Annotated in this window: 11 protein-coding genes; 10 read left to right on the forward strand and 1 reads right to left on the reverse strand. The window is 53.4% G+C overall.

Annotated elements, in window-relative coordinates; all coding sequences use genetic code 11:
- Positions 1-6 precede the first annotated feature (6 nt).
- Both clpX and ispG read left to right on the forward strand, forming a co-directional pair.
- Positions 7-1272, forward strand: coding sequence for an ATP-dependent protease ATP-binding subunit ClpX (gene clpX / locus ABH899_RS00195; protein ID WP_042230544.1), 1266 nt, complete (start codon positions 7-9; stop codon positions 1270-1272).
- A 147-nt stretch (positions 1273-1419) separates the two neighbouring features.
- A complete protein-coding gene (gene ispG / locus ABH899_RS00200; protein WP_009674222.1) occupies positions 1420-2568 on the forward strand; it encodes a flavodoxin-dependent (E)-4-hydroxy-3-methylbut-2-enyl-diphosphate synthase in 1149 nt (382 codons plus the stop codon).
- Between the two features lie 216 nt (positions 2569-2784).
- Here ispG and ABH899_RS00205 read toward each other — a convergent pair whose 3' ends face one another.
- Complete coding sequence (locus ABH899_RS00205; RefSeq protein ID WP_369992987.1) at positions 2785-3708, reverse strand: N-acetylmuramoyl-L-alanine amidase family protein; 924 nt, start codon at positions 3706-3708, stop codon at positions 2785-2787.
- Positions 3709-3874: 166 nt separating this feature from the next.
- Here ABH899_RS00205 and lonB point away from each other — a divergent pair, with 166 nt between their 5' ends.
- The 8 genes from lonB (at position 3875) to speD (ending at position 12466) form a co-directional block, all read left to right on the forward strand.
- Positions 3875-5599 (forward strand): ATP-dependent protease LonB, encoded by a 1725-nt coding sequence (gene lonB / locus ABH899_RS00210; RefSeq protein WP_369994058.1) that lies wholly within the window; start codon positions 3875-3877, stop codon positions 5597-5599.
- Between the two features lie 149 nt (positions 5600-5748).
- Positions 5749-8088 (forward strand): endopeptidase La, encoded by a 2340-nt coding sequence (lon, locus tag ABH899_RS00215; RefSeq protein ID WP_369992989.1) that lies wholly within the window; start codon positions 5749-5751, stop codon positions 8086-8088.
- Between the two features lie 69 nt (positions 8089-8157).
- The gene (gene yihA, locus ABH899_RS00220) at positions 8158-8799 is read left to right on the forward strand and encodes a ribosome biogenesis GTP-binding protein YihA/YsxC (protein WP_009674209.1); all 642 of its coding nucleotides are present in this window, start codon (positions 8158-8160) and stop codon (positions 8797-8799) included.
- A gap of 251 nt (positions 8800-9050) precedes the next feature.
- A complete protein-coding gene (locus ABH899_RS00225) occupies positions 9051-9743 on the forward strand; it encodes a hypothetical protein (protein WP_369992991.1) in 693 nt (230 codons plus the stop codon).
- Positions 9744-9820: 77 nt separating this feature from the next.
- Positions 9821-10114, forward strand: a complete 294-nt coding sequence (locus ABH899_RS00230; RefSeq protein ID WP_369992993.1) for an autorepressor SdpR family transcription factor — start codon at positions 9821-9823, stop codon at positions 10112-10114.
- Complete coding sequence (locus ABH899_RS00235; RefSeq protein WP_369992995.1) at positions 10095-10763, forward strand: SdpI family protein; 669 nt, start codon at positions 10095-10097, stop codon at positions 10761-10763. Before ABH899_RS00230 ends, ABH899_RS00235 begins: the two co-directional genes overlap by 20 nt.
- 304 nt (positions 10764-11067) lie before the next feature.
- A complete protein-coding gene (locus tag ABH899_RS00240) occupies positions 11068-11655 on the forward strand; it encodes a non-ribosomal peptide synthetase module (protein WP_369992998.1) in 588 nt (195 codons plus the stop codon).
- 409 nt (positions 11656-12064) lie between these two features.
- Complete coding sequence (gene speD / locus ABH899_RS00245; RefSeq protein WP_016423520.1) at positions 12065-12466, forward strand: adenosylmethionine decarboxylase; 402 nt, start codon at positions 12065-12067, stop codon at positions 12464-12466.
- Positions 12467-12574 lie beyond the last annotated feature (108 nt).

The raw sequence follows: 12574 nt of genomic DNA on the forward strand, positions 1-12574 counted from the left end.
GATCCAATGTTTAAATTCAACGATGAAAAAGGTCAGTTGAAATGTTCTTTCTGCGGAAAGTCCCAAGATCAAGTCCGCAAACTCGTTGCGGGTCCCGGCGTTTATATCTGCGACGAGTGCATTGAATTGTGCACGGAAATCGTGGAAGAGGAGCTCGGGCACGAGGAAGAGCTGGATCTCAAAGACATTCCGAAGCCGAAGGACATTTGCGGCATTCTCGATCAATATGTAATCGGCCAGGATCAGGCGAAGAAATCCCTGTCCGTTGCCGTTTACAATCACTATAAGCGGATCAACTCCCAAAGCAAGCTGGAAGACGTGGAACTGCAGAAGAGTAACATCATTCTTGTAGGTCCTACGGGAAGCGGGAAAACCCTTCTTGCTCAGACGCTTGCCAAAATTCTCAACGTTCCTTTCGCTATCGCCGATGCGACTTCCCTTACGGAAGCCGGCTACGTGGGCGAGGATGTCGAGAATATTCTCTTGAAGCTGATCCAAGCAGCCGACTACGATGTGGAGAAAGCCGAACGCGGCATTATCTACATCGATGAGATCGATAAAGTAGCCCGCAAGTCCGAGAACCCGTCGATTACACGCGACGTGTCCGGCGAAGGCGTACAGCAGGCCCTTCTGAAAATTCTGGAAGGTACGGTCGCTTCCGTACCGCCGCAAGGCGGACGCAAGCATCCGCATCAGGAATTTATCCAGATCGATACGACGAACATCCTGTTCATCTGCGGCGGCGCGTTTGACGGCCTGGAACAAATCATCAAACGCAGAATCGGGAAGAAAGTCATCGGCTTCAGCTCCGATGGTCTGAAAACCGATTTGAAGCCGGGCGAGTACCTCTCCATGGTACTGCCGGAAGACCTGCTGAAATTCGGATTGATTCCGGAGTTCGTAGGACGTCTGCCGGTTGTCTCCACGCTGGAACCGCTGGACGAAGCCGCTCTCGTTCGTATTCTCACCGAACCGAAGAACGCCCTCGTGAAGCAGTATCAGAAGATGCTGGACATGGATAACGTCAAGCTTGAATTCGATGCGGAATCGCTGGATGCTATCGCCAAAGAAGCCATTAAGCGCAACACCGGCGCCCGCGGTCTTCGTGCTATCATTGAAAGCATTATGCTTGATGTGATGTTCGACGTGCCGTCCCGCACGGATGTAACGAACTGCACCGTTACGAAAGATACGGTTCAGGACAAATTGACTCCTATTCTTTCCTCTCAGGAAGGTCAGGATGTCAACAAGAAGAAAGAAGAAAGCGCCTGATCTCGGTTGAGATCGGAGCTCATACTATAGAGTAACCGACAGCCTCCAAGCTGCCCGGCCTTGGCTGACCGCTTCATCATTTGAGGCCGGCGCGGCTTATGCCGGTGCGGCGCGGAGGATGTTTGGTTCATGGGAGAGAAGACACGTATGTTTCACAGAAAAGATACGAGACCCGTTCGTGTCGGAGATTTAACGATCGGCGGCAGCGACGAGGTTATCATTCAAAGTATGTGTACGACGAAAACGGCGGACGTCAAAGCGACTGTAGCCGAAATCCACCGGCTGGAAGAAGCCGGCTGCCAGCTCGTTCGTGTGACCGTCAACAATATGGAAGCGGCGGACGCCGTCAAAGAAATCAAGAAGCAGATCAACATTCCGCTTGTATCCGATATCCATTTCGATCATCGCCTCGCACTGGCGGCCATTGAGAACGGCATCGACAAAGTCCGGATCAACCCGGGTAACATCGGTCGCCGCTCGAAAGTCGAAGCCGTTGTGAAAGCTTGTAAAGAGCGGGGAATTCCGATCCGGATCGGCGTAAACGCGGGTTCTTTGGAAAACCACCTCTTGGAGAAGTACGGATATCCGACGCCTGAAGCGATGGTGGAAAGCGCCTTGTTCCACATCGGCATTTTGGAAGAGCTCGATTTCCACGACATTATCGTGTCCCTGAAGGCGTCCGATGTGCCGATGGCTATCGCCGCGTATACCCAGGCAGCTCAGGCATTTAATTACCCGCTTCACCTCGGCATTACCGAAGCCGGAACACTGTTCTCCGGCACGGTGAAGAGCGCAGCGGGGCTCGGTGCGCTGCTCAGCATGGGCATCGGCTCCACGATGCGGATCTCGCTCAGCGCGGATCCGGTCGAGGAAGTGAAAGTCGCCCGCGAGCTGCTTAAAACGTTCGGCCTCATTACCAATGCCGCGACGCTTATTTCGTGTCCGACCTGCGGACGCCTGGACATCGACCTCTTTTCCATCGCGAACGAAGTCGAGGCCTACATTGCCAACCTCAAGGTGCCGATTAAAGTTTCCGTACTCGGCTGCGCCGTGAACGGACCGGGCGAAGCCCGCGAAGCCGATATCGGAATCGCCGGAGCGAGAGGCGAGGGCTTGCTTTTCCGCTACGGGGAGATGGTCCGCAAGGTACCGGAAGCCGAGCTTCTGAACGAGCTGAAGAAAGAAATCGACATCATTGTCCACGAATTCAACCGTACGGGTGAAATTCCGGGACGCCGCCAGCATCAAGAACGGATCGAGCTCGCTCAAAAGCAGGCTCAAGCTCAGCATTCCTGATGCATAGGATTCACCCCGGCTAAGGCTGGATTCAGCCAATCGGCTGACTCCGCTTATAAAATCAAAAGTCACGATCCCCTAAGGATCGTGACTTTTTTTGTTAGAGCTTGAAACGGACACTTGCACATCCTGATGCTTAATCCTGGCATTTGCCGGAATCCTTTCGCCCCCTTAGCCCCAAAGCTGATTTCTTTGGCAAGCGAAGCGGGCTGTCCGTCATTTTGCCGGTGGGGAACCGTTGTTCTGGCTGCCTCCGGGCCCGGGGCCTAAATCCCCATGGGCGATATAAGCGGCAACGGCATCCCGGATCGCCGCTGCGATTTTTTGCTGGCCTTCGGCGCTCGTCATCCGTGCCCGGTCCTCCGCATTTGTGATAAACCCGATCTCCACGATGACCGACGGGCTTTGGGCTCTTTTCAGAAGGTAATACGTTTTACCAAGGATGGGGAGATGCCGGGTTCCTGAAATGGCGTTCAACCGTTCTTGGATCTGAGTGGCAAGAAAAAGGGAACCGGCGTTGTTTTGATGCAGCACATAGGGGCCTTTTTTGGAACGGCTGAACGAAGAATTCACATGAAGCGAAATGAGCAGCTTCGGTTTAAGGTCGTTGGCCATCTGCATCCGCTGGGCAAGGTCACGGATATGCCGGCTGCGGTTATTAAGCCATTTGTTGTCGTCGCTTAGAGCGTAGTCCTTGTCTCTGTTCAAAACGATCCGATAGCCCGCTTCCGTCAGCAGCTGATAAGTCTGCTTGGCTACGGCCAGGTTGATGTCTTTTTCGAGCAGATCGCCGTGAACGGCTCCGCCGTCAATGCCGCCGTGTCCGACATCAATCAGCACATCGGGCGGATTTATATGGCTGTTGGTCCTGGAAGCGGATTTGGGAGGCTGCGCGTTGAGTGGGGAGTCGGGTGTCGTCGCCGGTTCCATTATATCGGGCAGCGATTCCGCATGGGCTTTTCCCGTAGTAAGCGATTTTTTGGCGTCGGCTGCAAGCTTGGATGCCTGCAAGGCGGTACCGCTGGTATGAGGTTTGGTTTCGGCAAGCCGGTTTGACGTTCCGCAAGCCATGGCAAACAAAGAAAGGCCGGTTATGCAAGCGGCCAGACAAGAGCCCGTTAGTAAGCGTTTGGTAAACATCCGGTCCATCCTTTCCGGAAAAGGTTTAACGGTAGCTTTCTACGCCGACCGTTCTCTCATTCATGATTAACCGAGAAAACATTTGGACGGCATGATTATTCCTTCACAGGAGGGGAATACTGCCATGTATGAGATCGGACCGGAAAGGACTGAAGATAAAATGGATATGAGCTTTAGTATGATTTTAATGTTGATTCAGGTGTTTTTTGCAGTTGTCATCGGGATGTACTTCTGGAATTTGCTGCGCAACCAGCAGACCAACCGGTCTGCCATCGATAGAGAATCAAAGAAAGAGCTGGAGAAGCTGAGAAAGCTCCGGTCCGTTTCACTGACCAAGCCTCTGGCGGAAAAAACGCGGCCTTCCAGTATGCAGGATATCGTCGGGCAGAAGGAAGGGCTCAAGGCTTTAAAAGCCGCTCTGTGCGGTCCCAATCCCCAGCATGTGCTCATATACGGCCCTCCTGGTGTAGGGAAGACGGCCGCGGCTAGGGTCGTCCTGGAAGAAGCGAAGAAAAATCCGCAATCGCCTTTTCGCAATGAAGCGAAATTCACGGAAATCGACGCGACCACGGCCCGTTTCGACGAGCGGGGCATTGCCGATCCGCTGATCGGCTCCGTTCACGACCCGATTTACCAGGGCGCCGGTGCAATGGGCGTTGCCGGAATTCCGCAGCCGAAGCCGGGTGCCGTTACGAAAGCTCACGGCGGTATCCTGTTCATTGACGAAATCGGGGAACTCCATCCGATTCAGATGAATAAATTGCTCAAGGTGCTGGAAGACCGCAAAGTGTTCCTGGAAAGCGCCTATTACAATTCGGAAGACAACAACATTCCGAACTTTATCCATGATATTTTTCAGAACGGGCTGCCTGCGGACTTTCGTCTCGTCGGCGCGACGACGCGCACGCCGAATGAAATTCCTCCGGCCATCCGTTCCCGCTGTATGGAAATCTTCTTCCGTCCGCTCCTGCCGGAGGAAATCGGCGAGATTGCGGCCAATGCGCTGGCCAAAATCGGGTTCCCGGCGAACGAATCCGCCATCGATGTCGTCAAACGCTATGCGACCAACGGTCGTGAAGCGGTCAATGTGATTCAGCTGGCGGCCGGACTCGCTCTGACGGATAAGCGCGAAGAAGTGACCGCGGCCGATATCGAGTGGGTCGTCAACAGCTCCCAGATCCAGCCCCGACCGGAACGCAAAATCCCTTCGGAGCCGCAGGTCGGCTTTGTAAACGGGCTTGCGGTATACGGTCCGAATTTGGGCACGCTATTGGAGCTGGAAGTTATCGCAATCCCCGCCGCCCGTCCGGGAAGCGGTTCGTTCAACATCACCGGGGTCGTCGACGAGGAAGAGATGGGCGGCGGTTCCCGCACGCTGCGCCGCAAAAGCATGGCCCGCGGGTCCGTGGAGAATGTGCTGACGGTTCTGAAGCGCATGGGGCTGCGCACTTCGGACTATGATCTGCACATTAATTTCCCCGGCGGTACGCCGATCGACGGACCCTCCGCGGGAATCGCCATGGCAACGGCAATCGCCTCGGCCCTTCACCAGATACCCGTGGACAACAAGCTCGCCATGACCGGCGAGATGAGCATACACGGGAAAGTGAAGCCGGTCGGCGGCGTTGTCGCCAAGGTGGAGGCCGCCTTCCAGGCGGGTGCGACGCGCGTGCTTATTCCGAAGGAAAACTGGCAGGAGCTTTTCGCGGATCTGCCCGGTGTCGAAGTCATCGCGGTGGAATCGGTGGAAGAAGTGCTTTCGCTTGCCCTCGGCCTCCAGATCGCCAGCAATGTCATTCCGATGCCTGCGGCGGGAGAGCAGATGATGCCGGGCACGATGCCGTTCCTGCATGCGGGGCCGACCGATGGATCGGAATCCGCCAAATCGTAACATTTCCGTCTCCGGGCAGAAGCGGCTTTCGGCAGGGAGAAATTCCTTTCCGGGGGCCGTTTTGTGCCCAATTGGTGTTTTGCAGACAATTTTGTTAAAATGTTATCTACAGCATTAGCCCACCAGTAAAAAAGTGGAGGTGTCGGAACATGGGGCCTAATAAAACGCGGATACGCCGCCTGCCGTTATTGCCTCTCAGGGGACTGCTCGTATATCCGAGCATGGTACTGCATCTGGACGTAGGCCGGGAGAAGTCGGTCAAAGCCTTGGAAAAAGCAATGATCGAAGACAGCATGATCCTGCTCTGTTCCCAGGCCGAAGTGAATATAGAAGAACCCGCCAAGGAAGATATTTACCGGGTGGGGACCATTTCGAAAGTGCGTCAAATGCTCAAGCTTCCGAACGGAACGATTCGCGTACTGGTAGAAGGAGTCGTGAGGGCGGAAATTGTCGAGTATATCGCCAACGACGAGTTTTACGAAGTCAACGCGAAAGAGCTTCCCGAAGAAGAAGTGAACGACGCCGAAATCGACGCACTGATGCGTACGGTGCTCAATCAGTTCGAGCACTATATTACGCTGTCCAAAAAAGTAACGCCGGAAACATTGGCTGCGGTATCCGATATTGATGAGCCGGGGCGACTTGCCGATGTCATCTGCAGCCATCTTTCCCTTAAAATCAAAGACAAGCAGGACATTCTCGAAACGGTGGACGTGCGAAGCCGTCTGGAGAAGCTGCTTAGTATTTTGAACAACGAGCGCGAAGTGCTTGAACTGGAACGCAAAATCAGCCAGCGCGTGAAGAAGCAGATGGAGAAGACACAGAAGGAATACTATCTGCGGGAACAGATGAAGGCGATTCAGAAGGAACTCGGCGATAAAGAGGGCCGGGCCGGAGAGATCGAAGAACTCCGCAGCCAGCTTGCCGCCTCGGAAGTGCCTGAGAACGTTCAGGAAAAAATCGAGAAGGAAATCGACCGTCTCGAGAAGATGCCTTCCACATCGGCGGAAGGAAGCGTTATCCGCAATTATATCGATTGGCTGCTTGCTCTCCCGTGGACGAAGAAGACGGAAGACGACCTGGATATCCATAAAGCGGAAGAAATTTTGAATGCCGATCATTACGGACTGGAAAAACCGAAAGAACGCGTGCTGGAATATTTGGCCGTTCAGAAGCTGGTCAAGAAGCTGAAAGGGCCTATCCTCTGTCTCTCGGGTCCTCCGGGAGTAGGTAAAACGTCCATCGCCCGCTCGATCGCGAAATCGATGAACCGTGAGTTCGTCCGCATCTCGCTCGGCGGGGTACGGGACGAGGCCGAAATCCGCGGCCACCGCCGCACGTATGTCGGAGCGATGCCGGGCCGCATTATTCAGGCCATGAAGACGGCGGGCAGTGTGAATCCGGTGTTCCTGCTCGATGAAATCGACAAAATGGCGATGGATTTCCGCGGAGACCCGGCTGCCGCGCTTCTTGAAGTGCTGGACCCGGAACAGAACAACACGTTCAGCGACCACTTCATCGAAGTGCCGTTCGATCTCTCTAACGTGATGTTCATTACGACGGCCAACGCGCTGCACAACATTCCGCGGCCTCTGCTCGACCGGATGGAAGTTCTGTACCTTCCGGGCTACACGGAAATCGAGAAGCTTGAAATCGCGGACAGCTACCTGCTGCCGAAGCAGAAGCGCGATCACGGGCTTGAAGACGGCCAGATGGTGATGAACCGCGATGCTCTTCTTCAGGTGATCCGCGAATATACCCGTGAAGCGGGCGTCCGCAATCTGGAACAGCAGCTTGCCGCGATCTGCCGCAAGACCGCCAAGAAGATCGTCTCCGATCCCGGCCGCACGGTCGAGGTTACGGTGGACACCGTCAAAGAAGACCTCGGTCCGCCCAAATTCCGCTATAATATGGCGGAGGAGCAGGATCAGATCGGTGCGGTCACGGGTCTGGCCTGGACGGAGGTGGGCGGCGATACGCTGGTCATCGAAGTCACGGTCATGCCGGGCAGCGGCAAATTGACGCTGACGGGCAAGCTCGGCGACGTGATGAAGGAATCCGCCCAGGCGGCATTCAGCTACACGCGCTCAAGAGCGGAGCAGCTCAAGATCGCGCCGGATTTCCATGAAAAGAATGACATTCATATTCATATTCCGGAAGGCGCGATCCCCAAAGACGGACCGTCGGCAGGGATTACGATGGGAACGGCGCTGATCTCCGCGCTGACGAACATCCCCGTGTCCAGCCAGGTGGCCATGACCGGCGAGATTACGCTGCGCGGCCGCGTCCTTCCTATCGGCGGACTGAAGGAGAAGGCGCTGGCCGCACATCGTGCGGGAATCCGCACCATCCTCCTGCCGAAGGACAACGAGAAAGACATCCGGGATATTCCCGAAAGCGTCCGTAACGATCTTACGTTTATTCCGGTCGCTCATATGGACCAGGTACTGGAACACGCGCTCGTCAAGGAAGTGGATCTGAAGGCTTAAGCCGGTCGGAGATCTTCCTGTCTTCCGCAAGCGAAGACCGGGCGCATATCGATGAAAAGAGTGTGAAACATGAAGGTCAACCAGGCTGAATTTATTATCAGTGCGGTGGGACCGGGACAATACCCTGAGGATGCCTTGCCGGAGATTGCTTTGGCAGGGCGTTCCAATGTGGGTAAGTCTTCCCTCATCAACCGCATGATTTCCCGTAAAAATCTGGCCAGGACAAGTTCCCAGCCGGGCAAAACGCAAACCCTCAATTATTACCGCATTAATGACGACTTATATTTCGTCGATCTTCCCGGTTACGGCTATGCCAAAGTTTCCAAAACGAAACGTGCCGAATGGGGCAAGTTTATCGAAAATTACTTGCTGAAGCGGGAACCGCTTAAAGCGGTTATGCAACTGGTCGACCTACGTCACCCGCCGTCTAAGGACGACCAGGCCATGTATACCTGGCTGAAGCATATGGATGTGCCGGTAATTGTCGTTGCGACCAAAGCGGATAAGGTGCCCAAAGGCAAATGGCAGAAGCACGCCAAGATCATCAAGGACGATCTGGAGTTTGACCGTTCGGGTCCCTTCATTATTTTCTCGTCGGAAACGGGAATGGGGAAGGACGAGCTGTGGGAGATTCTGGAGTCCGCGATCGGTTGGGGACAGCCGCAGCCGGATAGCGAAGCTTTGCCGGAATCGGCTCCTTCGGAGGAATAATAACCGCGGTCTCTCGTTAGCCCGCGGCTGCAGGGTGTAAACCGTCTCATTACGGGACGGTTTTTTTGCTGTTCATCGGGTGGAGGCTGACCATCGTCATGGAACGCTAAGCACCGCGCGCCGGGAGCCTCGGTGCGGTCGCAATAAGAAGGGCGGAGGGGTCTCTTGACGGAATGGGAAAAACCTTGTATTCTTTATTTAGAAGTTTATCTAAATATCTAATTAAGATCGATAAAGGGTGTGCATCGACCGTGAACCAGACTACTGATTTAAAGCGGCTTCAGGAGCACCACATCCGCTTGTCCCAGCTGATGTCTCCGCTTTATCTCCTGGTACCGCTCGCCTTCTGGGCGTTTTTCGACTATCAGGGAGTGGGCGTAACCGTAAAACCGGTCCTGCTGGGCGCAGCGGGCTGGATCGCGGCTCTCGCTCTCAGAGGGCCGGTAAGTCTTCTTGCAGCCCGTATGCCCGCAGAAAAAGGGCGCCTGCTTCTCGTATCGTCATCCGGACCTTTGGAGGAACTTGTCCGCCTGGTTACGCTGCTCGCAGCGGGCTTGACGATCGGCTCCGCGGCTTCGATAGGCATTGGCTGGGCCGCTATCGAGATTGTGTATACGCTCGTAACCCTTTTCGCGGTAGCCTCCCTCTCCAAACGCACGGATGAGAAAGCGATGCAGGCCAAAGCCATGCTGGAGGCGCAGGGGACGTACGGAGCCCATCCGGCATGGGGGCTCATCGAACGGGTCTTCGCCAGCGCTTACCACATCGGCGCTGCCTTGTGCATAGCTCGTTATCCCTGGTCGGCCGTGATTCTGATTCCGCTTCATTCCCTGCTCAACCTGGCCGTACTGGCAGCCGCCAAAAAATCGCTGGCTCAGGCCGAAGCCATCGCCGCTTTTGTCGGAACGACGGTATTTGCGATCGGCTGGCAGCTCTACCTGTAATCCCGAAGGCTGCCGCGGCACGATATCTGCCTTTTTCAATCGGAATTCAAAAAAGTTTTCATGAGGAGGTGAGGGTGGTGAACGATACCTTTAAAGCCCTGTCGGACCCGACGCGGAGACAAATCCTGAAACTGTTGAAAGAAAGGGATTTATCCGCGGGCGAAATCGCCGACCATTTTCAAATGTCCAAACCGAGCATCTCCCATCACCTGAGCGTCATGAAGCAGGCTAAGCTGGTGCTCGACGAACGCAAAGGCCAAAGCATCATCTATTCGTTGAACACGACCGTTATCCAGGATGCCCTGGGATGGTTGATGGATTTTACGCATAAAGACGAGGGAGGAAATCAACATGACAAACGCGATTCGTAAAACGCCGAGATGGACGTGGAAAGACACCTTGCTGCTGATCATCGCCGCGGCGCCCATTCTCTACGCTATAGGGATCTACGGCAAATTGCCCGAGATAATGGCGGTTCACTTCGGAACGGGCGGGGAAGCCAACGGCTATCAGAGCAAAGGCTCCTTCCTCATTCTGATGTCTGCGCTAAATCTGGCTCTGCCTCTGCTGATGAAGTGGGCCCCGTCTCTCGATCCGAAACGGAATAATTACGAAAAATTTCAAGGGTTTTACGATCTTTTCCGAATTTTAATCACGGTTTTATTGAGCGGTGTTTTCTTCATCACCCTGCTGACCAATCTCGGGTACGACGTGCCCGTCAACTTCTGGGTTCCGCTTGGCGTCGGCGCTCTTTGGATGGTGATCGGCAACTATATGGGACGCGCGCGCCCCAACTATACGTTCGGAATCCGGACTCCCTGGACGCTCGCTGACGAGGAGGTATGGCGCCGGACCCACCGCATGGCGGGTCCCATCTGGATGCTGGCGGGAATCGTATTTATCGGAGTGTCGCTGTTCCCGTCGGTCGTTCCCGCCTGGTTCGGAATTGTCGTTATTCTGCTGAGCGTGCTCGTCCCGACCTTGTATTCGTACATCAAATACCGGGAGCGAAAAAATTAAATTTTCACCAAAGGTTAATAAACAGCAAGCGCGGATTCCGCGCTTTTTTTGTTTAATCGGAAGCATGGACGGGTAAAAAGCCGTATGGAAGACTATTTTAAGAAGTGAGCATGGAAAGCGATGAGTTTTCAAGGCAATTGGAGACTATACGGTGCTGATAGCCAATTTTTTCAGGCAGGAGAGCGTTTTTTCCGTTTTTCGCCGGATTTTCATGCATCGTACGCAGGAATATTAAGTCTTGATGTAGTATAATATGAAGTAGGCAAGATCAAAGGCGTTGAAAAAATAGAATTGAGGGATTTCCATGGCACAGAGGTTAGCGACTGAATATGTCAAAACCCGCCTGCAATTAACGGAAGCCGAAATGTCCAAATTTGTCCAAATGTTTGCCGATCAGCAAATCACGGCTCAGGTCAAAGTCATCGAGAACGGAAACCAGGAGTTTGTCTTTCAGGAAGAGGCGGGAGAAGAGATTGTTCTTTCGTTTGAACGCGTCGGTAAGCAGTATATTAGCTCGGGATCCTGCCGTGTAACAAGTCTGCGTTTGACTAATCTTATGCGCAAGGCGATAGCCGAATTCAAAGGTTCAGCCATCGTTAAGCGGATATACGCTACGTTTGTGATGATGTATACCTACGAGAACGGGAAAGTCGTCAAAATCGTCGAGATCAAAGGACAGCATACGAACGTCGTCTATGAGTATCACGATACGCTCGGCCAGTTGGAGAACCTTTTCCGCCGGACGGAGATCGAAAGGGAAATCGGCATGATCCAGGATCAGATTAACCATCTGCTGGACATGCGCAACGAAGTTCCCTGCCCTTCGCTCAAGCTCGATATCGACGACCGTCTGAAAATGCTGACCCGCCGTCTGTTCGTACTCGAAGCGTAGGATTTGCTCAAACCCGGCAGTAGGCATATTATTTTACGTGCAAGTTAAGCTCTATATAGAGAAGCGGAGAGCCTGTTCACAGGCTCTTTTTTTATTTTTTTGTGAAGAGAAAAAAATGGATTCGTCCGACCCGCTTTGGCAGACACGAAGCGGCGCACCGTTACATAGTGTATTACGGACAGAACCGCAAGCAGAGCATTCCGAAAATGAATCTTGCGAATGTGAAAAAAACTATTGCATTTCTGTTCAATAGATGTTATTTTTAATTTCGTTGAAAACAATATAGGAACCAGGATTCACTCAGGACATTGAATGTTGCGAGAGATTATTCCCTCGGGAAGTGAATGACGTAGGTCCTAGCGGATGAAATGCGAGAACAATTTTATTCCTAGGAAGGGGGAACCGGAAGATGGAATATTCAACTTTCGGAAGACACGTTGCTGTAGATACTTGGGGAGTAGATTTTGAACTTTTGAACAATGCAGAGTGGCTGCAAGCCCAAATGGTAGACGCAGCTGAAGCGTGTGGAGCAACGGTCATGTCTGTTCAGTCCAAGCAATTTGAGCCACAAGGTGCCACAGTACTAGTACTGCTGTCTGAGAGTCATCTTTCCATTCATACGTATCCTGAGAGAGGTTTTGCCGCGCTGGATTGCTACACTTGCGGTGAAACGGTAGATCCTCAATTGGCTATCGACCACATGATCTCGCTGCTTAAGCCGGAGAAGGTCTATGCCAAGAAACTGGTTCGCGGAATGGGCGAGTTTGAAGTCGAAACGCCGGAAATCAAGCAAGCCGTATTGGCTAAGTAAGTTTGTTGTTTTAGTATACAAGATAAGCGTTTATATAAGTAAGGTAACCACGGAGTCCGCATTCCGTGGTTATTTGTTTGTCAGGCCTCTCATACAATGGTACGGGTC

It is taken from the genome of Paenibacillus sp. RC84, assembly GCF_041260495.1.
GTDB lineage: Bacteria > Bacillota > Bacilli > Paenibacillales > NBRC-103111 > Paenibacillus_F.

Coding starts and splice junctions, on each gene's coding strand:
- clpX (WP_042230544.1), top strand. CDS start 7: ATGTTTAAATTCAACGATGAAAAAGGTCAGTTGAAATGTTCTTTCTGC.
- lon (WP_369992989.1), top strand. CDS start 5,749: ATGGGGCCTAATAAAACGCGGATACGCCGCCTGCCGTTATTGCCTCTC.
- ABH899_RS00235 (WP_369992995.1), top strand. CDS start 10,095: ATGACAAACGCGATTCGTAAAACGCCGAGATGGACGTGGAAAGACACC.
- speD (WP_016423520.1), top strand. CDS start 12,065: ATGGAATATTCAACTTTCGGAAGACACGTTGCTGTAGATACTTGGGGA.
- ispG (WP_009674222.1), top strand. CDS start 1,420: ATGTTTCACAGAAAAGATACGAGACCCGTTCGTGTCGGAGATTTAACG.
- lonB (WP_369994058.1), top strand. CDS start 3,875: ATGAGCTTTAGTATGATTTTAATGTTGATTCAGGTGTTTTTTGCAGTT.
- ABH899_RS00240 (WP_369992998.1), top strand. CDS start 11,068: ATGGCACAGAGGTTAGCGACTGAATATGTCAAAACCCGCCTGCAATTA.
- yihA (WP_009674209.1), top strand. CDS start 8,158: ATGAAGGTCAACCAGGCTGAATTTATTATCAGTGCGGTGGGACCGGGA.
- ABH899_RS00205 (WP_369992987.1), bottom strand. CDS start 3,708: ATGTTTACCAAACGCTTACTAACGGGCTCTTGTCTGGCCGCTTGCATA.